A 26,430-nucleotide genomic window follows, 5' to 3' on the forward strand; every position below is an offset into this window, starting at 1 on the left:
CTGCACCACTTCCGACGGCTGCGCATCCGCTGGGAGATCCGCGAGGACATCCACCGAGCCTTCCTCAGCCTCGGCTGCGCCCTCATCTGCTGGCGACGCCTCACCTCATTGCGTTAGGAGCTCTTAGAGATCGAGGGCGGAAGGAGGAAACGTGGAGGTGACCATCGCATTGCGTTTGCCGCGCGATGCCGCGAGCGTCTCCGTCACCAGGCAGATCCTGGCGGCGGAACTCGACGTGCTCGGTGTCGAGCGGCAGATAAGGGACGACATCCAGCTCATGCTGACCGAGGCGTGCTCCAACGTCATCAGGCACGCCACCGAGACCGACGAGTACACCGTGAGCGCCGAACTGGTCAGGGACCGGTGCGTGATCACGGTGGTGGACACCGGGAGCGGGTTCGACCCCGACAAGGTCGGCAACGGCAACGGCGCGGTGATGACCGAGCACGGGAGGGGGCTTCAGATCATGCGCGCCCTCGCGGACGACATCCGGTTCTTCACCCGGCCGCGGCACGGCGCCATCGTCTGCCTGGAGAAGGCCCTGCGCTTCGACCATGGCGCCGCCGGTCAGATGCTCGGCACACGCTGATCACCCGGGTCCCCCGGTAAACCGTTGGCGAAGCCCCCGCAGGAGTTGCTTATCCTTGCCGGGGGCGGTCGTCCGACGAAGGCGGCCGGGAAAGCGACCATGGGAACCTCTTCGACGACATCACCCCTCAACGGCCTGCGTGAACGCCTGCCCGCGCTGATGCTGCGCGACGAGATCAGGCTGCGCCGCCGCATCGACGGCGCCCGCCGGGTGCGCGACGACGCGGCGCTGCGGTCCATCGCCGACAAGGTCACCGCCGAGATCGAGGCGGCCGAGGCCAGGGTGGCGGCCCGCCGGGCGCTGACGCCGCGCATCACCTACCCGCCGGCCCTCCCGGTGAGCACCCGCAAGGACGAGATCCTGGAGGCCATCAGGGACCACCAGGTCGTCATCGTCGCGGGGGAGACGGGGTCCGGCAAGACCACGCAGATCCCGAAGATCTGCCTGGAGCTCGGCCGCGGCGTGCGCGGCCAGATCGGCCACACCCAGCCCCGCCGGATCGCCGCCCGCACGGTCGCCGAGCGGGTCGCCGAGGAGCTGGAGACCCCGCTCGGCGAGGCGGTCGGGTACAAGGTCCGCTTCACCGACCACTCCGGGGACGAGACCCTGGTGAAGCTGATGACCGACGGCATCCTGCTGGCCGAGATGCAGCGCGACCGCTCGCTGTCGCGGTACGACACCCTCATCATCGACGAGGCACACGAACGCAGCCTCAACATCGACTTCATCCTCGGGTACCTCAAGCAGCTCCTGCCGAAGCGGCCCGACCTGAAGGTGATCATCACCTCCGCGACCATCGACCCCGAGCGGTTCTCCCGCCACTTCGGCGGCGCCCCCATCGTCGAGGTCTCCGGCCGCACCTACCCCGTCGAGGTGCGGTACCGGCCGATCAGCGAGGAGCAGGAGGACCAGGCGCAGGCCATCGTGGACGCGGTGGACGAGCTGTGCGCCGAGGGGCCCGGCGACATCCTCGTGTTCCTCAGCGGCGAGCGCGAGATCCGCGACACCGCCGAGGCGCTCAAGGGCCGCGAGGACGAGGTGCTGCCGCTGTTCGCCCGGCTGTCGGCGGGGGAGCAGCACCGCGTGTTCCAGGCCCACCGGGGCCGCCGCATCGTGCTCGCCACCAACGTCGCCGAGACGTCGCTGACCGTGCCCGGCATCAAGTACGTCGTGGACGCCGGGTTCGCCCGCATCTCCCGGTACAGCCACCGGCTCAAGGTGCAGCGGCTGCCCATCGAGGCGATCTCCCGGGCGTCGGCCGACCAGCGCAAGGGACGCTGCGGGCGTACCTCCGACGGCATATGCATCCGGTTGTACTCCGAGGAGGACTTCCTCGCGCGGCCGGAGTTCACCGACCCGGAGATCCTGCGCACCAACCTCGCCTCCGTCATCCTGCGCATGACGTCCCTCGGGCTCGGGGACATCTCCGCGTTCCCGTTCGTCGAGCCGCCGGACCAGCGGCAGGTCAAGGACGGCGTGAACCTGCTGCGCGAGCTCGGCGCGTTCGACGCCGACCGCGCGATGACCCCGATGGGCGGCAAGCTGGCGCAGCTCCCCATCGACCCGCGGCTGGCCCGCATGATCCTGGAGGCCGACGCCAACGGCTGCGCCACCGAGGTGATGGTGATCGCGGCGGCGCTGTCCATCCAGGACCCCCGCGAACGGCCCGTGGACAAGCAGGCGCAGGCCGACCAGAAACACGCGCGGTTCGCCGACAAGGAGTCGGACTTCCTCACGTACCTCAACCTGTGGGAGTACCTGCGCGAGCAGCAGCGGGAACTGTCCTCCAGCCAGTTCCGCCGCATGTGCAAGGCCGACTTCCTCAACTACCTGCGGGTCCGCGAGTGGCAGGACCTGTACGGGCAGCTCCGCCAGGTCGTGCAGGGCATGGGCGTCACGCTCAACACCGTGCGGCCCGACCCGCAGCGCATCCACGTGTCGCTGCTGGCCGGCCTGCTGTCCCACATCGGCCTCATGGACGTCGACCGTGCCGACCGCAAGGACGCGGGGCCCCGGCGGCGTCCGGCCCGCGAGTACCTCGGCGCCCGGAGCGCCAAGTTCGCGATCTTCCCCGGCTCGGCGTTGTTCCGCAAACCGCCCCGCTGGGTCATGGCGGGCGAGCTGGTGGAGACGTCCCGGCTGTGGGCCCGCGTCGTCGCCAAGATCGAGCCCGAGTGGGTGGAGCCGCTCGCCGCCCACCTGGTGGTGCGCAGCTACAGCGAGCCGCACTGGGAGAAGAACCAGGGCGCGGTGATGGCGCTGGAGCGCGTCACCCTGTACGGCGTGCCGATCGTCGTGGACCGCAAGGTCAACTACGGCCGCATCGACCCCGAGCTGTCCCGCGACCTGTTCATCAGGCACGCGCTGGTGCAGGGGGAGTGGGACAGCCACCACAAGTTCCTCAAGGAGAACCGGCGGCTGCTGTCGGAGGTCGAGGAACTGGAGAACCGCGCGCGGCGGCGCGACATCCTGGTGGACGACGAGACGCTGTTCGACTTCTACGACCAGCGCCTCCCCGAGACCGTCGTGTCGGCCCGCCACTTCGACGCGTGGTGGAAACGCGAGCGTGGCCGGCAGCCCGAACTGCTGACGTTCTCCACCGACATGCTCATCAACGAGGGCACCGCCGGCGGCGACCTGCAGCAGGCGTACCCGGACACCTGGCGGCAGGGCGGCCAGCGCATGCGCCTCACCTACCAGTTCGAGCCCGGCGCCGACGCCGACGGCGTGACCGTGCACATCCCCCTGCAGGTGCTCAACCAGGTCGAGGGCACCGGCTTCGACTGGCAGATCCCCGGCCTGCGGCAGGAACTCGTCACCGAACTGATCCGCTCCCTGCCCAAGCAGATCCGCCGCAACTTCGTCCCCGCCCCCGACTTCGCCCGCCGCGTACTCGACCGCGTCACCCCCGGCGCCGAACCGCTGGCCGAGGCCGTCGGCCGCGAACTGTTCAACCTCACCGGCGTCCGCGTCCCCCCCGACTCCTGGGACCCCGCGAAACTCCCCGACCACCTGCGCGTCACCTACCGCGTCATCGACGAACGCCGCCGCACCGTCGCGGAGGACAAGGACCTCCCGTCCCTGAAACAACGCCTCGCCCCCAAGATGCGCGCGACCCTCGCCAGGGTCGGTGAACACCTCGAACGCTCCGGCCTGCGCACCTGGACCATCGGCGACCTCCCCAAGGTCTTCGAACAAGGCAGAGTCAAGGCGTACCCCGCCCTCACCGACGAGGGCACCTCCGTGGGTGTGCGCGTCTACGAGACCGAAGCCGAGCAGAAGGCCGCCATGTGGGCCGGCACCCGCCGCCTGCTGCTGCTGAACGTCGCCTCCCCCGCCAAGTCCATCCTCCGCACCCTCACCACCCAGCAGAAACTGGCCCTCAGTCACAGCCCCCACCGAGACGCCGCCGACCTCTTCGAGGACTGCGTCGCCTGCGCCACCGACAAACTGATCACCGACATGGGCGGCCCCGCCTGGACCCCGGACGCCTTCAAGCGCCTCCACGACCACGTCCGCGCCGAGCTGTACGACACCACCGCCACGGTCGTCTCCCGCGTCGAGACCGCCCTCACCATCTGGCACCAGACCCGCACCACCCTGGCGGCCATGAAGGACCCGGTGGACACCCTCGACGAGATAGACGAACACCTGAGCGCCCTGGTCCACCCCGGCTTCGTCACCGCCACCGGCTACGCGCGCCTGCCCCACCTCCAGCGCTACCTGAGAGCCGTGGAACGCCGCCTGGAGAAACTCCCCGACGACCCCTACCGCGACCGCGAGCGAATGCTCCAGATGGACACGCTGTGGCAGGAATACGAGGAGACAGTGGACCGCCTGCCTCCCGAACGCCGCACAGAACCCGCCGTGACCGACCTGCGCTGGATGCTGGAGGAACTAAGAGTCAGCTACTTCGCACAAACCCTCGGCACCCCATACCCCGTCTCAGACAAACGCTTCCGCAAAGCCCTCGACCGCCTCACCACCCCATCCTGACCCCCGCCTCACCACCTCGTCCTGCCCCCCGTGTCACCACCCCGTCCTGACCTCCGCCTCACCACCTCGGCCTGCCCCCCCGTGTCACCACCCCATCCTGACCTCCGCCTCACCACCTCGTCCTGCCCCCCGTGTCACCACCCCATCCTGACCCCCGTGTCACCACCTCGGCCTGCCCCCCGTGTCACCACCCCGTCCTGACCCCGCGTCACCGCCCGTCCACGGGCTCCGCCCACCGTCGTCCCCCACACGTGTCGTCTCGATCGGCGCCGCGTCGGCGGGACGTGGTACGGCGAATCCGGCGCCTTGTCACGGACGCCAACCGGCGATACGGGAGCTCGCTCGCCGTCCCCTTGGTCCTCGCCTCCAGGCGCCGGGGCGCCTTCCGGCTCGGGCTGTGTGCTTCCAGGGGGCTCCGCCCCCTTCGACCCCCGCAAACCCCACTTCGGCTGCTGTGGTCGTCGCCCACCCAACCCCACGCAACTTCCTAACCGCGCACCAGGCCGTGTTCTATCAGGCGTTGAGCCACTGGTTGATCGCAGCGATGACGACGACGGCTTCGTAGCCTCCGGCGAGCTTGTCGTATCCGGTGGCCAGGCTGCGATTGCCTTTGAGCAGGTTGATGCCGCACTCCACAGCGTGGCGTAACGGGTAGAGCGCGGGGTCGAAAGAGGGCGGGCGGCCTCCCCTCGATCCCTTGGCCTTGCGGCGGGCGTCCTGGTCGGCCTTGCTCGGGATGCACGCCTTGATCCCACGCCGGCGCAATGGATCAACCCGGCCACGTAGTTCGGCGTTGAACGCGACAAATAGACGGCAGCACGAAAATAGCACCGAATCTTCTGGTGTGACGGGCGTTGGTTATGGTGATCAACCCGTTTGCCAGGAGCTTTTATACGTTACGCCCCGAAATCTGACTCGCGATCACGCTGTGGCCAGGACCTTTCGGCCAGGGGCCGAAATGGGCTCAGTGGCCCGGATAGGTAATAAACATTGACGCAATAGATAACAATCTTCATACTCGTGGGCACAATGCGCCGCCGAGCGGCGCCGTTTTCGCAACCACAGGAAAGGACGCGACGTAGTGAGTAAATTCGATGAGCCGTCGATCAGCCGCCGCTGGCTTCTTCGCCTCGGCGGACTGCTCGGGCTGGGCACCGCCGGCGCCGTCGCCGTGGGCGCGGCAAGTATGGCACCGGGTGCCGCTGCCAGCGGGGATGCCCCCGATCCAACCGGGGCATTCGGCCGCGCACCCTCCGCAGAGGCCGCGCTGCGCCAGCAACGACGGGCAGGGGCGCCTGTGCTGAGCCGTTCAGACATCTCACCCGGCGTGGCGTCCAAACCTGAGCCGATTTCGGCTTCCGGGGCGCGCCTCGCTCCCAGCACCACCGTGATCGATCACACGCCCCTTGCCCGCAGAGACCCTCGCGGCACCTGGGCCACCGGGGAGTGATGGCGAATGCAACTGCATTTCCGCAACAGCTACGGTCCCCGCATCTGGATCGCGATCATGTATTACGACCCGATCGGCTGTGCCAGCTACGGACAGTGGGGTACACGCGGCTGGTGGGCCGTTGACTACGGTAACTCGGTATACGTGCTCAACACGAACAACCGATACGCGTACTACTACGCTGAGGCCGACAACGGTGCTGTCTGGTCCGGTCCATACGGCCCTATCTATGTGCCCTATAGCGCCTTCAACCTCTGCTTGAATATCGGTCAAACCGGCGCACGAATAGTAGGCCTCCGAGAGGTTTACATAGCCAGCGACAGTCACACTGTCAATTTGATCCCCTGAACCGACTGCTACGCACGCCGGAGGAGCACCCGCCCCCGGAAGGGGAGCCGCCAAGGTCAGGCCGATCACACGCCTGACCACGGGGTGATGCCGGCCAAGTCCGGCACGGCCTGCACGGTTGGGCTGTCACACCGTCGTCTTGCAGTTGCAGCCGCCAGTCACCGCCGCGCCAGACCACCGTCACCCTGGACATCTCCAAAGCCCCGGTGCCGGCGAACCTCGTCCCAAGTTGGATCACGGCCATGTGCGGGGTGCAGGCACCATTTGGTAGTTGGCAATCTGACCACATCCACCGGCGGGCGTGCCGAGCCGCGCAAGGGGCGTCCGCCGAAGTGGAGCAGACGGCAGTTGCTCGATGGGATCCGCCGGCGGATCCGGACCGGGGCCCGTGGCGGGACGTACCGGGCTGCTGCGGTCACTGGTTCACGGTGAAACACGGCCTGGACGGCCCGGCGGTCTACGGCCTTCCACCTGCCGTCCTGCTCTCGGCCGTCCTGCTCTCGGCCGTCCCGCCCCCGGCCGTCCCGCCCCCGGCCGTCCCGCCCCCGGCCGTCCCGCCCCCGGCCGTCCCGCCCCCGGCCGTCCAGCGCGCTGCCGGGCCGAGTAGGGTTTCGGACCGTGTGCGCGGAGGGAGGTCCCGTGATCCGGGCGGTGGTGTTCGACGTCGGTGAGACCCTGATCGACGAGACGCGTATCTGGTCACGCTGGGCGGAACGGCTCGGGGTGACGCCGTTCACGATGCTCGGTGTGCTCGGCGGCATGGCCGCGCTCGACCGTTCGCACCGCGAGGCGTTCGAGGTCGTCCGCCCCGGCATCGACATCGGCGCCGAGATCGAGGCGTGGCGGCACGACGACCCGGACGGCCTGCGGGAGAACTTCGACGCCGACGACCTCTACCCGGACGTCCGCCCCGGCCTCGCGTCCCTCCGCGACGCCGGCTACCAGGTCATCATCGCCGGCAACCAGCCCATCCAGGCCTACGACGCCCTCACCGCCATGAACCTCCCGGCGGACGCGGTGTACACCTCCGCCGGCTGGACCATCAGCAAACCCCACCCCGACTTCTTCACCAAGGTCGCCGCCGCCGCAGGCCGCCCCCCCGCCGAGATCCTCTACGTAGGCGACCGCCTCGACAACGACATCCTCCCCGCCCACCAGGCCGGCATGAGAACAGCCCTCATCCGCCGCGGCCCCTGGGGCCATCTCCACGCCGCCCGCCCCACCGCCTCCACCGCCGACCTGATCGTCGACACCATCCCCGAGATCACCACAGCCCTGGCAGAGAAGAGCCTCTGAGCACCCGCCCCTCGAAACGGCGCCTCCGGCACGGTCTTGTCGAGGGCGACCCTCGCCGCACACGCCGATGTCCCGGCGCGTAGCCGAAGCGACATGGGGCACCAGGACTCGCTCACGGCCGTACCTCGAACCACACGGTGTGTCCTTCGACGTCCCGGCCCCACCCCCACGATGACGAAAGCTCCCGGACCATCCACAGCCCTCGGCCGCCTGTTCCGGGATCGCCGAGATGCCGCTTGTGGACCCCTCGTCGGTCACCTGGACCGGACGGTTGCACCGTCGTCGTAAACCCGCACCGTCACCACGCCATCCGGTCTGCGTCCGGACTCCGAGTGCCGGACCGCGTTCGTGAAGATTTCGCTGACCAGCAGTTCGACGTCCCCCAGGTGCCGCCGTCCGGTTCGGTACAGCACCGATCGCACATACGCCCGCGCGATCTTGACCGATTCGGCCCGGCCCGGGAGATCGATTCTGCCGAGAAGGTCGCCCATGGCCTTCACCGTGAGACCTCCAGCAAGTGATCTCTCGAAAAACAATGAATTGGTTTGTCGGGATGCGGTGTGTTTTGCAAGCCTATGTTCATCGTCCATCTCCGGATCCACGCACACCTGGCGTCCTATGTGTCAGGACCACTCGCCATTGGCGACAAGCCGGTTTGATCGGTGTCACGTTCCTGTCGGGAACCGCTTGGCCGGCTGGTCGGGCTTCTAAGATTGCCCAGTTAAATGCTTAAGTTCCGGAGAAACCAGCAGACAGTCGTGTGACAATCTCTCTCTGGTGGCGTACCGGAGCGTCAATCGCCGTCAGTAGCGCGTCACCACGGCGGTCGACGAGTAAGGAGGCGTCATAATGAGCGATCTCGACCCGTGCCTCACGCCGGCTCAGCGGGCCGGGAGGGAGCTGGCCCGTGTCCGAGGCCAGGCAGGACTGACGCAGGCTCGTCTCGCCGCACGGCTGGGGATCTCTCCGTCACTGGTCGCCCATGTGGAACGTGGGGCACGCACTCTCAAGCCTGATCTCGCGCAGAAATGTGATGAGCTTTTCGCGACAGATGGTCGGTTCACCCGGCTCTGCCGGGATATAACGACGTCATTCGGTTCGCCCCTCTGGTTCGCCAGATGGCTTGACGAGATCGAGCCGCGTGCCACGATCTTCAGGAGCTGGGACCCTCTGCTGGTTCCTGGATTTCTGCAAACCGAGCAGTACGCGAGAGCCGTATTTCGCGGCCATAGGAAGCTTCCCCACGATGAGATAGAAAAGCGTGTTCAAGCCCGCATGCTCCGCAACACGCTGATAGATCGGGACAATCCTCCAGAAATCTGGATTCTGATGGACGAGGGAGTCCTCCATCGCAACATCGGAGGGCGGGAAACCATGGCCGAGCAACTCGATCACCTGTCGAGCGTGGCGGAGCGGCACAACATCACGCTCCAGGTCGTCCCGTCCGACACGACGTGTACGGACGGCCTCCTCGGGGCTTTCACCATCGCGCACATGGATGACGCCCCTGCCACCGTCTACGTAGACTCGGCCGGGAACGGCGAAGTCTCCACCGAGCATGGACTCGTCTCGCTGATCTGGGGCCGGTACGACCGGCTGCGATCCGAGGCGTATCGTCCGGGCGATTCCCTCGTGAAGATCAAGGAAGCTGGTGAGCGATGGACCGGCACGATCTGATGGCTGCCGACCTCTCCGGAGCCTCGTGGCGCAAGTCTTCACGTTCCGGCAACAACGGCGCGCAGTGCGTCGAGTTCGCGGCCGATCTGCCGGGGCTTGTCGCCGTCCGTGACAGCAAGAACGTCGACGGGCCCGTGGTCTGCGCCACCCCGGGGGCCTGGCGCCTCTTCCTGGGGGCGATCAAGAGCACCGAGCTGGGCTGATCGTGTCTCCCCTCCGCGGATCTCCGCGGCCCGGCCGGAGTGGCCGGCTGTACCGACGTGCGTGATTTCGATAGGTCGCGGCGACTCATGGTGGCGGTTCGGGGTAGAGCGGGTTAACGGCGGGAGAACGACACGTGGCCGGGAGGCTGCGTGGGGGTGCCCGCAGGTGGCACACTGAGCGCCTTAGCCCGCGGGAGGCCTGATGAGCGCGACCGTTGACGTGGTGGTTCTCACGATGAACGACCGGCCTGAGGCGTTTTGTGAGGCGATGGGGGCGTTGCTGGCGCAGCGGGGGGTGCGGCTGCGGGTGGTGGTCGTGGGGAACGGGGTGGAGCCTGAGCATGTGCCTGAGGGGGTGCGGGGGGTGGCGTTGCCGGAGAACGTGGGCATTCCTCAGGGGCGCAACGTGGGGGCCGAGGTTCTCGGGGGGGACGACGCGGGGGAGTTCCTGTTCTTTCTCGACAACGACGCCGTGCTTCCGGGACCGGACACTCTTGCGCGGCTTGTCGAGGAGGCGCGTGAGCATGGCGACGCGGCGTACGTGCAGCCGCGTATCGCCGATCCTGACACGGGGGTCACGTTGCGGCGGTGGGTGCCGCGTATCCGGGCGGGGGATCCCGGGCGGGCGGGGAGTGTCACGGTGATGGCCGAAGGGGTCGTGTTGATACGGCGGGCGGACTATCAGGCGGCCGGGGGGTGGCCGGGGCATTTCTTCCTGTTCCACGAAGGCATCGATCTGAGTTGGCGGTTGTGGGACCGGGGCCGCACCGGGTGGTACGCGGCGGGGGTCGTCGTGCATCACCCCGCGACGTCGCCCAGCCGGCACGATCTGTACTACCGGCTGGTGGCGCGCAACCGTGTGTGGCTCGCGTACCGCCGGCTGCCCGCGGCGCTGATCCCGTTCTACCTGGCGACCTGGACGCTGCTCAGCGTGGTCCGCATGCGGCGCAGCGGGAACCTCGCCGTCTGGTTCGCCGGGTTGTGGGAGGGCATCAAAGGGGGCCACGGGCGGCGGCGGCCCATGTCCTGGGGCACTGTGATGCGGCTGACGCTGGCGGGGCGGCCACCGATCGTGTGAGAGGCGCAGGCCGTCGCCCGAGGAGGGGGTGCCGGGGCGCCGCGACATCCCGGACTTTCCCGGGCTGTGGTGGATTGCTCCCGCATCAGAGCGCTGAAAAGGTCCGTAGATCGGGTTCGGCGGGTTGCGCGGCTTTCCACCTCTGGCAGCGATGCCGCATACGACCGTTTCGCGCTTTGTGGGCGGAAGTCCTTTCCGGGGGAGCCGTAGCCCCATCCGGGTGTCTGGACTTCCGCCCAGGGCGTTTCACCTGATCGCCCTCATGCGCCGGACCCGATCGGAATCAGCTGCGCAGACTCCACCGCTGGTTGGCCTGGCCGTTGCAGGACCACAGGATGAGTTTCGTGCCGTTGGCCGTGCCGGCGGCGTTGGCGTCGAGGCAGAGTCCTGACTGCACGCCGGTGATGGTGCCGTTGGTGTTGACGTTCCACTGCTGGTTGGCCTGTCCGTTGCAGTCCCAGATGATCGCCTGGGTGCCGTTGGCGGTGCCCTGCCCGTAGGCGTCCAGGCACTTGTTGCCGTACACCTGGAGTTGCTTGCCCGCGGTGTAGGTCCAGCGCTGGTTGGTGCCGCTGCCGCAGTCCCAGATCTGCGCCTGGGTGCCGTTGGTGGTGCTGGAGTTCGGCACGTCGACGCATCGGCCGGACTGGGCGCCGACGATCTGGACGTTCTGCTGGGGGTTGCCGCCGCCCGCCGGCGCGTAGCCGGCGGCGGCGATGTTGGCCTGTACGGCGTCCTCGGTGGCGGCGGTCGGGTAGCCGGAGGTCAGCACGCCCTCGTAGAAGGTGCCGCGGCCGGAGACACTGTTGTCGCCGCCGATGCCGAGCAGGATGGCGCCTTCCTTCTTCATCGGGTGGTAGCCGTTGGGACGCCGTCCGTCGAAGTAGGTCGTCAGGCCGCCCGACTGCGCGTTGCCGCCCCGGATCGCCCAGTGGTTCGGCTCGCCCTTGACGATGGCGGTGACGAAGCGGTGGTTGATGGGCGCGAGGTTGTTGTAGCCCGCGTTCACCCCGGAGAACAGTCCCCACTCCAGGTCGGCCATGATCCAGGGGCCGGCTCCGGACCCGTAGCCCCACTGTTTGTTGGCGCCGAAGTAGACGGTCTCCATGATGGCGGGGGCGTCGGCCTGGCCGTCTGTCTGCGCGTTGCCGTAGTCGAAGCAGCACCACTGGTTGTAGTGCGTGCCGTCGACGACGGCGTAGATGCCTTCGGGCTGGTCGCCGGTCGCGACGCCGTTGGTGTTGTTGTTGCGGTAGCCGGTGCCGGGAGCGATGTAGACGCCGTACGCTTTCTGGCCGCCGATGGTGATCGGGGCCGCTTTCGCGTCGGCGAGGTTGTCCCATCCGCCGGGAGCGGGGCCGGGCCAGTAGCCGGGAGGTGCCTGGGTGAGGCGGTTGTTGCGGCCGGACTGGTCGTAGAGGATGGTGATCACACAGTTCGTGCCGGCGCAGAAGGAGTCCTGGGCGGCGGCGTCGACCACTCCGCCGGCGCTCAGCACGCCGATGTCCCGGGTGGTGTTGTCCGAAGAGCGCCTGACCTGGTAAAGCGGGCCGTTGTAAGCGCCGTACAACGCACGTGTCGTGCTGTGCGCCGCCACACACGGCGTACCGCCCGCGGCGTAGATGTCACACGGCTGCGACGCCGCGGCCCGGGCTGTGCCACCGCCGACCAGGCAGGCGGCGGCGAGCAACGCGCTCGCCCCGGCCGCGAACGCCCTTCGCAGGCTCCGGAAAAGCATCATGCTTTCTTCTCTCGATCAGGAATCATGATCGGACGGCACCGATACGGCAAGCCTGGCCAGGCAGATGTTAGCGCTAACATTACATTAGCGTCCGACACCGATTCGCGGTTGACAGTAGGGTGAAGTCAAATCAATGAAGGCCCTGCCGTCAAGAACGTGGATCACGTATCTCAGGCGCCCGGGTGCCGTCGGTGCGTCGCCTGGGGCTTTACCGTGACGCGTTCCACCGTCGCGATGAGATGTGGTGAAACATTCATCGTCCGCGTCGTCCGCGCGGGGTAAGCCGTCGCCCCTCACCGGACGGCCCGGAGGGGCGGCGTGTTGCCGTTTCACGCACCCGCCTTCTCTGAAGGACGCGCGGGTACGTGCTGCCGGGAGCCGGTGACGTCGAGTGAGGTGTGGGACGTGGTGTCTGGTTCCTGATCTCACGGCCGTGGCCAGGGCCTCCACGAACGATCCACTCTTCTGGTGAGCGCTAACATTCCCTTCAGCAAGAAGCTTTCTTTCCGTCGGGTGACCCAGGTGGTGGGCGGAGCAAATACGAAGCGCTCAGGCGCCGTCAAGTGACCGTGCGCCGCCCGTGCCGGCGTTGCACAATGACGATCGCGGTTCATCTGGGGTGATAGGGAAGAGCCGGGACACGTGGCTATCGAAACTTTCATGGCATTCTTGACATATTTCGGCATGGTTTCCACACTGTGTCCGGGGTGGTTCTCCTCGTGCCAGGTGGTGGCAGGCGGCGGGAACCGCCGTCCGCGACGCCCCAGTGGTGTGCGTTCCACGATCAGGGACGCGGCGTCGGTCGCGGGACGACCCCGCGTGTCCGCTTTTCCGTGATTCGGTCTGGAGCACTCAGTCATGGGCACGAACGCCACATCGCAGCCGGGACCCCGGCGCCGATCCCTCACACTCCTGCGGGCCCTCGCCGCCGGTGCGCTGGGCCTCGCCGGCACGGTCGCCGTGCTGACGTCACCCGTCGACGCCGCCGCCAGCACGCTCGGCGAGGCGGCCGCGTTGAGCGGCCGGTACTTCGGCACCGCCATCAGCTCGGGCAAGCTGAGCGACGCGCAGTACACCTCGATCGCGGGCCGTGAGTTCGACATGGTGACGCCAGAGAACGAGATGAAGCTCGACGCCACCGAGCCCGCCCGGGGGCAGTTCAACTTCACCGCCGGTGACCGGGTCTACAACTGGGCGGTGCAGAACGGCAAGCGGGTGCGCGGGCACACGCTGCTCTGGCACTCCGGGCAGCCGGGGTGGTTGCAGTCGCTGTCGGGCAGCGCACTGCGGCAGGCGATGATGGACCACATCAACGGCGTGATGGGCTACTACAAGGGCAAGATCTACGCCTGGGACGTGGTCAACGAGGCGTTCAACGACAGCACCGGTGGCCGTCGCGACTCCAACTTCCAGCGCACCGGCGACGACTGGATCGAGGAGGCCTTCCGCACCGCGCGGGCCGCCGACCCCGACGCCAAGCTCTGTTACAACGACTACAACATCGAGAACTGGACGTGGGCCAAGACGCAGGGCGTCTACAACATGGTCCGCGACTTCAAGGCGCGCGGCGTGCCGATCGACTGCGTGGGTCTTCAGTCGCACTTCAACAGCGGCAGCCCCTACAACAGCAACTTCCGCACCACGATCTCCAGCTTCGCCGCCCTCGGCGTGGACGTGCAGATCACCGAGCTGGACATCCAGGGCGCCCCCGCCTCCACGTACGCCAACGTGGTCAACGACTGCCTGGCGGTGCCCCGCTGCACCGGCATCACCGTGTGGGGCGTGCGCGATATCGACTCCTGGCGTCCCGGGGACACCCCGTTGCTGTTCGACGGCAGCGGCAACAAGAAACCGGCGTACACCAGCGTCCTCGACGCCCTCAACAACGTGGGACCCACCCCCACCCCCACGCCGACCCCCACCCCCACCGGCGGCACCGGTTCCGGCGTGATCAAGGGCGCCGGCTCCGGACGCTGCGTCACCGTACCGGACAACAGCACCACCGACGGCACCCAGGTCGTCCTCTGGGACTGTCACGGCAACGCCGGCCAGCAGTGGACCCCCACCGCCACCGGCGAGTTCCGCGTGCACGGCACCAAGTGCCTGGACGCCGCCGGCACCGGCAACGGCGCCAGGGTCCGCATCTACGCCTGCCACGGCGGCGGCAACCAGAAGTGGCGCATCAACACCAACGGCACCATCACCGGCGTCCGCTCCGGCCTCTGCCTCGACGCCAGAGGCGCCGGCACGACCAACGGCACCCTGCTCCAGCTCTACTCGTGCCACGGCTACGCCAACCAGCGGTGGACCTGGACGCCGACCCCGATTTCAGCGTGAACCAACGACTGCCTGGCGATAAATGCCTAATATGTCACTAAAGGTGCAATACGCCTGATGAGGTATAGCGCGTGAGATGGGTGAGCTTTTCGTCACTGCATAGTTAGATTTGGCGGCAGATTCCGGCGATCATCCGTATGTCTGGCACTTCCTCCGCTCGACGTCCGTTACATCGGCAATGTGCACCGATACGGTGCCCCGGTCGACGGTCACGGTGATATCCATGACCGACAGGACGAGGGGAATGGGGGCGGCATGTGGGGCCGTGGCAGACCGAACCTAGGGATGATGGCGACTCGCTTGTCGACGGGGGACCACGAAGGTCTGCCATGGCAGGCGCAGGTGGAGAATGCCCGCGAGGTGGTCGCCGACCTGTGTCCCGGCGAGCTCGAACTGTTTGACTACGCGGCCGCCGAGTACCACGTCGACCCACGGCGGGTCCTCGGCCGGACGCGACTGCGCGCTCCCGTAGGGGCGGGCGTCGATATCGCGTCCCTTACCCCTTATGTGCTGTTAGTGATGCAGTTTCTGTGTGCGGCCGCGGCCGCCCGCGTCGTCGATCGGGCCACCGATGCGCTGCTCGACAAAATCAGCCATGCCACCCGGGTCAAACTCGCGGCCCTGCTTCGACGGCCTTCCCCCGGGCTCGGTTCGGGAGAGGATGACGTCCGGAGCACGCCGATGCGGTGGGACGCGGCCGACGAAAAGGAAATCGAAGCCTTGCTGGCATCTCTCAGCATCGCTATCGACCTGAGTCCCGATGAGGCCCATCGGCTGTCTAAAGCCCTGCTTGTCTGGCTCCGGCTACGGGCCGGAAAGGATACTCAAGCGTGACCGCCGGGCCCTTACCCGGCGGGCCGGAGTACACCTTTGCCAGCCGCTCGCACAGAGATTCACCGAGCCTGCTCTCCCCTGCTCGTGCCCGCTACCTGCTTCTCGTCATCGTCATGCTGCTGGGCGGTGCGTACGTGGGCCAGTACGTCGGCAATCAGGCCTGGGGGGAATCATGGATGGCGACGATGAGCGAATGCCTGAGCGGAGACATCAGAGGGGAGGCCGGGACGGGGGCCCGTCCGGACAGCGCGACCATTCAGCAGCAGAGTAGCGAGATCCAGCGCAATTATCAGCGGCAGTTACGGTGCACGGCCTTTGTCGAGCGGCGGAGAGCGCTGTCAAGCCTGGCCGGCGCCCTGTCGGTGCTGGCCCTGGGGGTGGTGCTGATGCTGCTGCTGCCCTACAGGTTGACGCGTCGAGCCGGGCCGTTCCAGCCGTTGCCCGCTTCCTGGGCCGCCCGTGTGGAATCGGCGGCCCAGGACATGGGCCTGCGGCGGGTGCCGGAAGTGTCCTTCGGGTCATTGCGGATGCACGAACCGTTCACAGCGGGACGCCCAGGGCGGCCGCGCGTGATATTGCCTCCGGGAATCCTCGCTCTGCCCCGGGAACAAGCTGACGCGATAATCCGTCATGAACTGGCCCATGTGCGTGCCGGTGACGTCACTCTGGTATGGCTGACGCGAGGAGTGTGGTGGGCACTCTCTCCTGTCCTGCTCATTCCACCGGCGATAATCTTCGGCCCATTCCTCAAGCTCTTCGTCGTAGCGCTGTTCACCGAAGCCGGCAGTGTGCCGGCGAAGCTCGAATTCATCGCCGGGTTCGTCATGGCGATGCTGCGCAATCCGCTCACAGTGGATTACGGGAGCCGGACGGTACTGCTGCTCGCCCTGGCGGCGACGGTCTCACTGGCCGTGCTGCGATCGCGCGAGCACGAGGCCGACATCGCAGCCGACCGTCGCTCCTCCGCTGACGCCCTCGCGAAACTGCTTCGTGTACAGCCTGCACCTCGCCGTTCCTGGTGGCGGCGTCTGACGGCGATTCACCCCACGCCCGCGCGCAGGCTGGCCGCGTTGAGTGATCAGAGCCTCGCACTGCACAGTCCCGCCATCGAAGCGTTCATGATCGCTTTGCTCGCGACCGTGGTGCTGCGCGACCTGGCCTCCTACCTTCCCTACGGCTTCGCTGACTCGTTCGGGGGACCTGTCCGGGTGGCCGGCTTGGTCGCCGGAGTCGTCCTCGCCCTTGGGTGGGGAGTGGCGCAGTGGCGCTCTGTCGCGGCCGCTCAGATCGGTGGCCGTGTGACTCGCACGCGATGGGTCACGCCGGCGATCTGCGGGGGCGTGCTGGCGGGACAGATAGTGTCCATCCGGAACACCGCCACCACCACTCTGCCGGTGTTCTGGACGTCGAACCTCCTGATGTTCGCCATCGTGCCGCTGGCGGTGGCCGGTGCGGGCGCATGCAGTATCGCCTTCGCGAGAAAGTGGAATCAGGTCCGCAGGACGGACCGCCTCACCCGAGGTGATTATCTGACTGCCGCAGCGGTCAATGTCATCCTTTTCACGAATGGGTTCTGGGCAGGCCTCGACCTCGCGACACACGTCAGTATCGGGTCGGGTCAGATCGGCGCTGCTCCCCACTGGGTCAACTGGATCAAGGCGTATCTGATCAGCGGTACATTGTCGAACAGGGAGACTTACGCTGCCGCGAGTTTCGCGCTGATCGCCTTGCTGGCCTGGTGGTGGACCCGGCGGACAGGCGCGATCGCGACGCACTCCTCACAGGTCGGTCATGACACGTCGGGTTTTCGCTCGAACGCGTCTTATGCGCTTTCGGTCCTCTTCATCAGTGGTGCGGCTGCTGCTGGGGCCTCGATCGTGCGCTGGTTTTTGACCTCTCCGGTGGAGCGAGGTTTCCCCGTCCATACCCTGCAGTTCGATCGCCTGGTATCTGTTTGCGCGGGTCTGGCCTGTCTTCTGGTCTTGGCGGCCTTGGAGGGCAAGGCCGGTCTGGTGTCCGGTGTCGCCGCGTCGGTAGTCGCCACGTCCCTGACGGCAACGATCGGTTGGTTGCACTTCGTCGGAGAATATTCTTCTCCGTTCGACGCCCTGCGATCTCAAGTGGAACCGGCACTCGGAATGATCGTTGTGGTCGTCCTGACCATAGGCATCCCCATGACGCTCCTGCGTTCCCGTGCGCCGTCCCATCGGCCGGTCGTGAGGCGCGCCGCCGTCGCGGCGGCGATGGTGACAAGCGCCCTCCTGGGGATCATGGTCGTGAATACCGGCGATCTGTTCCTTGTCTACCTATGATCCGGGGGCGGGTTTCTGGGCCAGGGGATGGGCCGGGTGGGGGTCGGGGGGGAGGTTGTCGTCGGGGAGGATGATCATGGTGGTGGGGAGGAGGACCACTGCTGTGGTGCCGCCGTAGGGGGAGCGGCGGAGGGTCACCTTGGCGTGGTGGCGGGCGGCCAGGCGGCTCACCACGAAGAGGCCGAGGCGGTCGCTGTCGGCCAGGTTGAACTCGGGGGGGTCGGCCAGGCGGTGGTTGATCTCCTCTTGGGCTTCCTCGGACAGGCCCAGGCCGCGGTCCTCCACCTCTATGGCGAAGCCTCGGCCCACCAGCTCGCCGCGGATCTGGACGCGGGTGCCGGGTGGGGAGAAGACGGTGGCGTTCTCGATGAGTTCGGCGAGGAGGTGGATGACGTCGGCCACGGCGGTGCCGGTGATGGCGGCGTCGGACATCGGGAGGACGGTGACTCTGGCGTGTTCCTCCACCTCGGCGACGGCGCCGCGGACGACGTCGTGGACGGGGACGGGGCGGCGCCAGGCGCGGCCGGCGGGGGCGCCGGAGAGGATGATCAGACCTTCGGCCTGGCGGCGCATGCGGGTCGTCAGGTGGTCGAGCCAGAAGATGTCGGCCAGCGTGTCGGGGGCGGTGGTCTTGCGCTGCATGGTGTCGAGCTGGGTGAGCTGGCGGTGCAGCAGGGACTGGTTGCGGCGGGCCAGGTTGCGGAAGACGTGGCTGACGCCGGTGCGGAGGTCGGCCTGGCCCACGGCGGCTTCGATGGCGGTGCGGCGGACGGTGGTGAGGGCCTGGGCGACGTCCTGGGCTTCCAGGGTGGTGCCGGTGATGACCACGGGGGGAGCTTCTGAGTCGACGTCCACGGCTTCGCTGTCGCGGAGTTTGCCCACCACGCGGGGGAGTTGCACGTCGGCGAGCTCCAGGGCGGCGCTGCGCAGGTCGGCCAGTTCCTGGGCGAGGCCGCGGCCCAGGCGGGCGGACAGGACGACGGCGATGAGGATGGCGATCAGGCCGAGGCCGCCGGCGGCGACGATCTGGGCGATCATGCCGGACGCGGTGGCGTCGGAGCGGGCGTTGAGCAGCGCCTGGCTGGCGCCGGTGAGGCGTTCCAGCCGGGGTCCCAATGCGTCGGCGAGGGACTGCCAGCCGTCCGCCGCCTCCGGCAGGCGCTCGCTGGCCAGCACCTGGCTCTCCAGCGTGGTGAGGCGCCGGTAGTCGGCCGAGTCGAGCAGCTCCTCGTAGGGGCGCCGCAGTTCGTCGTCGAGGGCGCCCACGCCGCGGTCGAGCAGCAGGCGGCGGCCGGCCACCATCTCGGCGAGCGCACGCCGTTCGTGGCCGGGCAGCGAGCCGCGCAGGACGGCGGCGGTGAGCAGCGCGTCCTGCTGGGACAGCAGCTCGCGGGACCGCACGACGGTCTGCAGCCCCGCGGCCTGCCGGTACAGCGCGATCTCCGGCACGGTGACGAGCCGGTCGTACATCGCGTACAGGGTGTCGGTGATCCGGGTGTACTCCTGGATCACCCGTAGCCGGTCCAGTATCCGCCCGTCCACGTCGCGCCGGATCCCGCCGAGGCCCTGCGCCTGCCGTTCCAGCTCGGTCACGTCCGCCAGCGTGTCGGGCCCGATGGCCGACAGGCCCTCAAGGGACGTGGCCCGCTGGTGGAACAGCGACACGGCCGCGTCGGTGCGTTCGCGGGCGTCCGCCAGCCGCCCGCCGTCCGGCACGCCGCTGCTCACGAAGAGGGCCGACAACCGGCGTTCCTGCTGGACGGCGCTCGCGAGGTTCGCGGCGGGCGTGGCGACCTGGTGGAACTGGGTGACCGCCCGGCGCAGCTCGAAGTAGTCCCCGACGATGTGCCCGGTGATGAACACCCACAGGACGGACAGCGCCGCGATGGGCAGGCACAGCAGGGAGTACAGCTTGAACCGGATCGTCCGCAGCCGCGCGGGAGGCACCGGCCGCCCCAGGGGGACGATCCGGCGTAACGCGGCGCCGAGGTCAGGGACGGGACGGGTGGCGCCCACGGCGCACCTCCGGGTGGGGGGTCATGGGATGTCCTGCGGGGGGTCGGTGGCGGGATGGACCCGCCCGGTGCCGGTGACGGTCGCGACGCACCGGCCGGGGCCGTCCGCGACCAGCGCGTCGTAGGGGTTGCGGCCGGCCGGGTCGACGGCGAAGACGGCGAAGTCGCACCGCGCCCCCGGCCCGAGCGTGCCGATGCGGCCGGGCCCGGTGCCGAGCCCGAGGGCGTGCGCGCCCCCGGCGGTCGCGGCCTCCACCAGCCGCCTGGACAGGTCGGGGGAGCGGTAGCCCTGCTTGAGGGCGAGGTCGCGCAGCAGCCGTACGTCTTCGAGCAGGTCCAGGGACGGCGCGGAGGCCAGGGAGTCGGTGCCGACCGAGATGGGGCCGCCCTCCTCCAGCAGCGCGGCGATGGGCGGGCCCTCCAGGCCGAGTGCCTGGTTGGAGCGCGGGCACAGCGCCACGCTGACGCCGCGTTCGCGCAGCAGCGCGCGCTCGTCGTGGTCGAGGTGCACGCCGTGCGCGACGTGGCACTCGGGCCCGAGCAGGCCGAGCGAGTCGAGGAACACCACGGGCCCCTTGCCGGTGCCGCCGTCGCGCAGGGTCTGGAAGTCGAACCCGAGGTCGCGCACCAGCCTGGCGATCGGCCCGGTGCCCGACACGGTGTACTCACGCTCGTGCACCGACTCCAGCAGGTGGATGTGCTGCCGCAGCCGGAACACGCGGGCCAGCACGGCGAGGTCGGCCAGCACCCCGGTGTCCAGGGTGTACGGGGAGTGCGGCGAGAGGCCGGGCACGCCGAAGTCGCGGATCCGGCCGGTCAGGCGGTCCCGCCCGGCGGCCGCCCAGGTGGCGTCGGTCTCGCCGAGCACCTCCAGGTACGCGACGCCGCCGAGGCCGCACTCGCCGAGCACGGGCAGCGCCTCCACGTCGGTCACCACGTCCGCCACGGCGGTGGTGCCGTGCCGCAGCGCGAGGCACGCCCCCTCGCGGGCGCTGGCCGCCCAGTCGGTGTCGGCGCTCGCGAAGTACACCGCGTCGAAGGCGCTGGACCACTCCTCGAACGTGCCGTGGGACTGCCGCCCCACCTCGGCCATCCGGGTGAACTGCAGGTGGGTGTGCGCGTTGACCAGCCCCGCCGTCATGACCCCCGGCCAGCGCATCTCCTCCGCGTCGGGATGGGTGGCCATGATCTCCCTGCGCGGCCCGGCCGCGAGCACCCTGCCGTGGCGCACGGCCACCGCCCCGTCGCGGATGGGCGGGCGGGAGATGGGGACGATCAGTGGTGCCGAGTGGATCACGGCACCCATACGTGCTCCGTCAGGCCGAGCACACGGGCGGCGACCATCCCCGCGGCGAGCGCGGCGAAACCGCCGAGCACCAGAAGGTCGGTCCGGTCGAACGCCAGCTCCCGCATCCAGGTGCGGTGCCTGCCGCCGAACCCGCGCAGGTCCATCGCGTTGGTGGTGTCCTCGGCGTCGATCAGCGCGTTGACGGTCACCGGGATGACCACCGGCCTGAGGGAGATCAGCCGTCTCAGCGGGTTGCGGCTGTGGCTGTGCTCATACCCCCTGACGCGCTGCGCGTCGATGGTCTCACGGAAGGCCGCCCAGGTGGACGGCAGGAACCGGAACGTGAGGTCCACACCGTAGGCGAGCCGCTGCGACAACCCGAGCCGCGCGAACGCCACACCGAGGTCGGAGGGCGCGATGTTGAACGCCACAGGGAACCCGACCATGGCGAGGGACACGTACCGCACGAGAAGCGTGGCGGCGTACGACAACGTCGCCCAGGTGATAACCGTACCGGTCAGGGGCACGGTGAACAGCTCGTCGCCCGTCGTGCGGGTGTCCGCGCCGGTCAGGACGCTGTTGGCGACCACGATCAGCGTGGAGAAGGTCAGCATGAAGGCCCAGTTGGCCCGTACCCCGCGCCACGGGATGCCCGCGGCGCGGTAGTACAGCAGCGCGACGACCGCGCACGCCAGCACGGCGCGCAGGTCGTCGATCCCGGCCACGGCCACGAGGTAGAGCGCGGGCACCACCAGCAGCACGCGGGGGTCGCGGCGGCTCAGGAAGGAGCCCGCGCCGAGGTAGCGGGGCGTGACATCCACCCGGTTACCGCCCGGTCCGCTTGGACAGCGGCTCCCAGATCGCGTCCAGCGCCGGGGTCAGCACGACGACGGCGATGGCGTTGGCGAGCAGCACGGGCACGTAGTTCAGGGTGACGAACGTCTCGAAGCTGATGCCCTGCAGCCAGATGTCGGTGACGACGAACAGCAGGCCGAGCGCCGTGGCGACCAGCGACCCGACCGCGGTCACCACCAGGCGCAGCGCCTCGCCGGCGATCGGCGGGACGTAGGCGAAGATCAGCCCGGCGAACGCGCCCACCAGGCCGTTGGCGACGCTCCAGTTCCAGTACGTCAGGCCGGACCCCTGGATCAGGTCGATGATGACGTTGCCGACGAACCCGACGAAGAAGCCCGCGATGACGCCGAACCGCTTGCCGAAGAACGGCACGAGAGCGAACGCCGGCCGGACCGTGACGTTCTGCGTGCCGGGGATGATGAAGCTGAACAGGCCGAGCACGGCGTACAGCGCCGCGCCCACCGCCCCGAACACGACCGTGCGGGACGATATGGCGAACAACGGCTCACGCGGCGCCGTCGCGCCCGCGCTTTCTGGTTTCATGAAGTGGTTCCTTCCTGGGGGGTGGGGTGGAACGTGTGAGGGACGGCAGGCCGCGCGCCAGATCGAACGGGTGGGGCAGGTCCTCCGCCCCGGGCAGATGCTCGCGGACCGCCCGCACCAGGCTCGTCGCCCGCAGCCCGGCGCCCGACCAGACGTCGGCGGCGCGGGCCAGCGCGGCCGGCGCGGCGTCCGCGACCACACGGCCGCCGTCCACCACGACGACACGGTCGGCGTACGTCAGCGCCAGGTCGACGTCGTGGGTGATGAAGTAGACGCTCTCCACGCCGCCCGTGGCGAGCGCGTGTCCCATGAACTCGGTGGTGGTGCGCAGATCCTGCCCGGCGGTCGGCTCGTCGAGCACGAGCGTGCGGGGGCGCATGGCCAGCGCCAGCGCCACGGTCAGGCGGCGCTGCTGGCCGAACGACAACGTGCGCGGCGGCCGGTCCAGGATGTCCTTCTCGCGGTCCAGCAGCATGGCCTTCAGCACCGTGGCCGACTCCTCGGCGATCCGCGCGTCGTCCCAGCCGAGGTTGCGCGGCCCGAACGCGAGCTCCTGGCGCACGGTGGGACTGAACAGCGCCTGCCCGGGGTTCTGGAAGACGTACCCGAACGTCGTCGCCAGGCTGAGCACGGTCCGCTCGGCGACGGGGGCGCCGTCCACCAGCACCTCGCCGGCCCGCGCGGTGATGAGCTGGACGGCGGCGCGCAGCAGCGTGGACTTGCCGGCGCCGTTGGGCCCGAGCACCGCCACCCGCTCGGTCGCGCCGAGCGCCAGGTCCACGCCGGACAGCACGGTACGCGCGCCGTACCCGAGGCTCGCCCCGCGGTATTCGAGGCGCGGCACGTCGCCCGGGGCCTCGGCGCGCGGCGGTGGCGCCGGGGCGGGCGGCAGGTCGGCGGCGCGGTCCACGAGGGTACGGAACGGCAGCTTGACGTGCCCGATCGGCGCCACCCGCAGGAAGCCGTCCACCGGCCCCTGGTAGCGGGCCGCGCCGTCGTCGAGGTACAGCACCTCGGTGGGGGAGTACTCCAGGATCTCCTCGACGCGGTGCTCCACCACGACCGCGGCGCCGCCCTCGCGCACGAACCGCCGCACCTCGCCCATCAGCCGCGCCCCGGCCGCCGGGTCGAGGTTGGCCAGCGGCTCGTCCACGACGACGACCTTGGGCCGCATGGCGAGCACCCCGGCGAACGCCACCATCTGCAGCTCGCCGCCGCTCAGCTCCGCGGTCGCCCGGTCCAGCAGGTGGGTGATCCCGGCCCGATCGGCGACCTCGCCGATCCTGCGCCTGATCTCGGCGCGCGGCAGCCCGAGGTTCTCCGGCCCGAACGCGATCTCGGCCGTCACGGTGGTGCCGACGATCTGGGTGCGCGGGTCCTGCAGCAGGGTGCCGACCACCGCGGACCGCTCACGGATGCTCTGGCCGGCCGCCGGCCGCCCGCCGATCAGCACCTCGCCGGTGACCTCGGCCCGGTAGGAGTGGGGGATCAGCCCGTTGACCAGCCGCAGCAGGGTGCTCTTGCCGCAGCCCGACGGCCCGCTCACCAGGGTGAGATCACCCGGCCGCACGGTGAGGCTCACCGGCCCGAGCGCGGCGCGTCCGGTGGAGAGGTAGCGGACCCCGGCGTCACGGACCTCGATGAGCGTGGTCACGACACCGCCCCCCTCCTCCGGCGTGCGGATCGATGTCCGTAGGAGATTAAAGGGGAGATCATCACCTCGTGCAATGAGCAGGCAGGATACGGAATTCGCCGACCCGGATGACCGATTACCGGTTTTCGGCGCGCTCAATCCCAGGTCTATGAGAATGGAACGGTAAAACGATGACAGCCGGGTTTCGGACACATGTCGGGGGCCACCGCCACACGTGCCGCGGTAACCGGAATTTCCCCCTCAAGCGGTGAGTGAGAGCAAGTGCCCGCCCGCTTTCCTGGCCTCGTCGATGCTACGCCGGAACACCCGCTCGATCTCCCCGGCCTGCTCGCCGAGCCGCCCGATCGGCGCGGCGGCCGGCTGCTCCACGGCGCTCTGCGCCACCAGCCGCTGGTACTCGCCGGTGCGCTCCCGAAGCACCCCGAGCTGCCGGTAGGCCCGGTAGACGGCGTCGGCCCGCCGCACCTCGCGGGCGTACGCCTCCAGCACCTCCACCCGCGCGGCGAGCGCGCGGCGGGCCAGGTCGAGCGCACGGTCGTACGGCTCGAACACCTCGGCGATGTCGCCGGGCAGGTCCTTCGGCACGATCCGCTCGTGCTCGGCGCCGGCGCGGGCGAGCTCGGCCAGGCGCACTCCGAGGTGCCACAGCTCGGCGGGCAGGGTGACGGCGTTGTCGATGTCGTCGAGCAGGCGGTCCCGGTTGATCCGCGAGCCGAGCACCTCGCCCACCGCGGCCTGCGCCCGGGCCAGGAGTTCGCGGCCCCCGGCGTCCAGGTCGGACGGCAGCACGAACCGGTCGGCGTGCCGGGCCGCCACCCGCAGCCGGCGCCGCGCCGCGCGGGCCCCGGGGTCGGCGGCCAGCGCCTGCACGCCTCCGACGCAGACCAGCGCCGCGCCCATGGCGAACATGCCCCACGGCCCGGTGAAGATCAGCCCGAGCAGCAGGAACAGGCTGACGATCATCAGGATGGCCGGGCTCGGGCCGGGCGGCGGCGGCCGCACCCCGGAGCGCGCCAGCCGCAGCGCTTCGGGACCGTCGCGCAGCACGCGGGCGACGTCGGGCGGGAGGGCGGGAGCCAGAACCGGTACGGGCGGCGGCACCGCACGTTCCACGTGACCTCCTTCGCCAGAGGCGGCCGGGGCCGATCACGCCACAGCGGGGGCGTCGTGCGGGCCGAGGCGGTCGCCACGTGGTGGACATGTCCTTTTCAACACTGTGCCTCTGACAACATTCCCTGTGTGGACATATAACGCATATACGCTGGAGAGTGATGAACGAACTAACGCGGTGGATAGATCTGGACGGCGCCGTCAACGTGCGGGACCTCGGTGGTCTCCCCACGGTGGACGGCGGCACGACGAGGTTCGGCCGGGTGCTGCGCGGCGACAACCTCCAGGACCTCACGGCGCCCGACATCGAACGGCTCCTCGGGGAGCTCAAGCTCCGCGACGTGATCGACCTGCGCTCCCACGCCGAGGTGAACCTCGAAGGCCCCGGCCCCCTCACCCGGGTGCCCGACGTGACCATCCATCACCTGACGTTGTTCGCCGAGGGCGGCCGGTACACCGACGTGGAGGCCGACACCTCCCGCGCCCCCATGAGCGGCACCGCCGAGGCCGAGGCCCGCGAGGCGGCGGCCCGCATCGACGCCGAACGGGTGCTGCCGTGGCAGGGCCGCCACGAGGACAAGGTGGCCGAGGCCAGGGTCGTCGGCTTCTACAGCGCCTACCTGCGCGACCGGCCCGACTCGGTGCTCGCGGCGCTGCGGGTGCTGGCGTACGGCGACGGCGCGGCGCTCGTGCACTGCGCGGCCGGCAAGGACCGCACCGGCGTGGTGTCCGCTTTGGCGCTGTCGGTGGCGGGCGTCACCCGCGAGGCCATCGTGGCCGACTACGTCGCGACCGGCGACCGGCTGGAGCCCCTGCTCGGCCGCCTGCGGAGCAGCGCCACCTACCGCGACGACCTCGACTCGCGTCCCGCCGACAGCCACCGGCCGCGGCCGGAGTACATGGAGTTCTTCCTGGACTCCCTCGACGCCCACTACGGCGGCCCGCTCGGCTGGCTCGACCGCAGCGGCTGGACCCCCGGCGACGCGGCCGCGCTGCGCTCCCGCCTGCTCGACTGACCCCCTCGGCCCGCCCGGCGGCGGGGGGCAGGACCGCCGGACCGTCCAGCCACTCCCGCGCCGGCCGGCCGGTCAGGAGTCGCTCTCG

Annotated in this window: 19 protein-coding genes and 2 pseudogenes; 12 read left to right on the forward strand and 9 right to left on the reverse strand. The window is 69.3% G+C overall.

From position 1 onward, the window contains the following. The 3 genes and pseudogenes from ABGB17_RS27040 to hrpA form a co-directional block, all read left to right on the forward strand. Positions 1-117 (forward strand): annotated as a pseudogene (locus tag ABGB17_RS27040) (IS5/IS1182 family transposase); the annotation flags it as partial. A gap of 40 nt (positions 118-157) precedes the next feature. Further along, positions 158-589: an ATP-binding protein gene (locus ABGB17_RS27045; RefSeq protein ID WP_347634408.1), complete on the forward strand. Its 432-nt coding sequence runs from the start codon at positions 158-160 to the stop codon at positions 587-589. Positions 590-688: 99 nt separating this feature from the next. Continuing rightward, positions 689-4,585: an ATP-dependent RNA helicase HrpA gene (gene hrpA, locus ABGB17_RS27050; protein ID WP_347634410.1), complete on the forward strand. Its 3,897-nt coding sequence runs from the start codon at positions 689-691 to the stop codon at positions 4,583-4,585. A gap of 576 nt (positions 4,586-5,161) precedes the next feature. Here the strand turns inward: hrpA and ABGB17_RS27055 are convergent. Continuing rightward, positions 5,162-5,350, reverse strand: a pseudogene (locus tag ABGB17_RS27055) (IS5/IS1182 family transposase); the annotation flags it as partial. A 691-nt stretch (positions 5,351-6,041) separates the two neighbouring features. Between ABGB17_RS27055 and ABGB17_RS27060 the strand changes: the two are divergent. After that, positions 6,042-6,383, forward strand: a complete 342-nt coding sequence (locus ABGB17_RS27060) for a DUF1036 domain-containing protein (RefSeq protein WP_347634412.1) — start codon at positions 6,042-6,044, stop codon at positions 6,381-6,383. A gap of 639 nt (positions 6,384-7,022) precedes the next feature. Further along, positions 7,023-7,679, forward strand: a complete 657-nt coding sequence (locus tag ABGB17_RS27065; protein ID WP_347634414.1) for an HAD family hydrolase — start codon at positions 7,023-7,025, stop codon at positions 7,677-7,679. A gap of 254 nt (positions 7,680-7,933) precedes the next feature. Here ABGB17_RS27065 and ABGB17_RS27070 read toward each other — a convergent pair whose 3' ends face one another. After that, entirely contained in the window at positions 7,934-8,170 is a 237-nt protein-coding gene (locus ABGB17_RS27070; RefSeq protein WP_347634416.1) for an ATP-binding protein, read from the reverse strand. A gap of 358 nt (positions 8,171-8,528) precedes the next feature. On the opposite strand from ABGB17_RS27070, the gene ABGB17_RS27075 reads away from it, so the two are divergent. The 3 genes from ABGB17_RS27075 (at position 8,529) to ABGB17_RS27085 (ending at position 10,637) form a co-directional block, all read left to right on the forward strand. Then, complete coding sequence (locus ABGB17_RS27075) at positions 8,529-9,356, forward strand: helix-turn-helix transcriptional regulator (RefSeq protein ID WP_347634418.1); 828 nt, start codon at positions 8,529-8,531, stop codon at positions 9,354-9,356. Continuing rightward, positions 9,338-9,559: a DUF397 domain-containing protein gene (locus tag ABGB17_RS27080; protein ID WP_347634420.1), complete on the forward strand. Its 222-nt coding sequence runs from the start codon at positions 9,338-9,340 to the stop codon at positions 9,557-9,559. Before ABGB17_RS27075 ends, ABGB17_RS27080 begins: the two co-directional genes overlap by 19 nt. A gap of 202 nt (positions 9,560-9,761) precedes the next feature. Further along, entirely contained in the window at positions 9,762-10,637 is an 876-nt protein-coding gene (locus ABGB17_RS27085; protein ID WP_347634422.1) for a glycosyltransferase, read from the forward strand. Positions 10,638-10,920: 283 nt separating this feature from the next. On the opposite strand, the gene ABGB17_RS27090 is transcribed toward ABGB17_RS27085, so the two are convergent. Beyond that, complete coding sequence (locus ABGB17_RS27090; protein ID WP_347634424.1) at positions 10,921-12,378, reverse strand: arabinofuranosidase catalytic domain-containing protein; 1,458 nt, start codon at positions 12,376-12,378, stop codon at positions 10,921-10,923. Positions 12,379-13,236: 858 nt separating this feature from the next. Here ABGB17_RS27090 and ABGB17_RS27095 point away from each other — a divergent pair. The 3 genes from ABGB17_RS27095 to ABGB17_RS27105 all read left to right on the forward strand — a co-directional run bounded on the left by ABGB17_RS27095 (position 13,237) and on the right by ABGB17_RS27105 (position 17,861). Next, entirely contained in the window at positions 13,237-14,715 is a 1,479-nt protein-coding gene (locus ABGB17_RS27095) for an endo-1,4-beta-xylanase (protein WP_347634426.1), read from the forward strand. Between the two features lie 288 nt (positions 14,716-15,003). Further along, complete coding sequence (locus ABGB17_RS27100) at positions 15,004-15,549, forward strand: hypothetical protein (protein ID WP_347634428.1); 546 nt, start codon at positions 15,004-15,006, stop codon at positions 15,547-15,549. After that, positions 15,546-17,861 (forward strand): M56 family metallopeptidase, encoded by a 2,316-nt coding sequence (locus ABGB17_RS27105; protein WP_347634430.1) that lies wholly within the window; start codon positions 15,546-15,548, stop codon positions 17,859-17,861. The genes ABGB17_RS27100 and ABGB17_RS27105 overlap by 4 nt, the downstream gene beginning before the upstream one ends. Here ABGB17_RS27105 and ABGB17_RS27110 read toward each other — a convergent pair. From ABGB17_RS27110 to ABGB17_RS27135, 6 genes are all read right to left on the reverse strand, one after another. Continuing rightward, the gene (locus tag ABGB17_RS27110) at positions 17,856-19,877 is read right to left on the reverse strand and encodes a nitrate- and nitrite sensing domain-containing protein (RefSeq protein ID WP_347634432.1); all 2,022 of its coding nucleotides are present in this window, start codon (positions 19,875-19,877) and stop codon (positions 17,856-17,858) included. The two genes, ABGB17_RS27105 and ABGB17_RS27110, sit on opposite strands and share 6 nt — an antisense overlap. A gap of 21 nt (positions 19,878-19,898) precedes the next feature. Then, a complete protein-coding gene (locus tag ABGB17_RS27115) occupies positions 19,899-21,182 on the reverse strand; it encodes an amidohydrolase family protein (RefSeq protein ID WP_347634434.1) in 1,284 nt (427 codons plus the stop codon). Further along, the gene (locus ABGB17_RS27120; protein WP_347634436.1) at positions 21,170-21,985 is read right to left on the reverse strand and encodes an energy-coupling factor transporter transmembrane component T; all 816 of its coding nucleotides are present in this window, start codon (positions 21,983-21,985) and stop codon (positions 21,170-21,172) included. Before ABGB17_RS27120 ends, ABGB17_RS27115 begins: the two co-directional genes overlap by 13 nt. Positions 21,986-21,989: 4 nt before the next feature. After that, positions 21,990-22,562, reverse strand: coding sequence for an ECF transporter S component (locus ABGB17_RS27125; RefSeq protein WP_347634438.1), 573 nt, complete (start codon positions 22,560-22,562; stop codon positions 21,990-21,992). Then, positions 22,525-24,216, reverse strand: coding sequence for an ABC transporter ATP-binding protein (locus ABGB17_RS27130; RefSeq protein ID WP_347634439.1), 1,692 nt, complete (start codon positions 24,214-24,216; stop codon positions 22,525-22,527). Before ABGB17_RS27130 ends, ABGB17_RS27125 begins: the two co-directional genes overlap by 38 nt. A gap of 240 nt (positions 24,217-24,456) precedes the next feature. Further along, positions 24,457-25,329 (reverse strand): hypothetical protein, encoded by an 873-nt coding sequence (locus ABGB17_RS27135; protein ID WP_347634441.1) that lies wholly within the window; start codon positions 25,327-25,329, stop codon positions 24,457-24,459. A 158-nt stretch (positions 25,330-25,487) separates the two neighbouring features. On the opposite strand from ABGB17_RS27135, the gene ABGB17_RS27140 reads away from it, so the two are divergent. Further along, entirely contained in the window at positions 25,488-26,342 is an 855-nt protein-coding gene (locus ABGB17_RS27140) for a tyrosine-protein phosphatase (RefSeq protein WP_347634443.1), read from the forward strand. Positions 26,343-26,430 lie beyond the last annotated feature (88 nt).

The sequence above is a fragment of the Sphaerisporangium sp. B11E5 genome (genome assembly GCF_039871875.1).
Lineage (GTDB): Bacteria > Actinomycetota > Actinomycetes > Streptosporangiales > Streptosporangiaceae > Sphaerisporangium.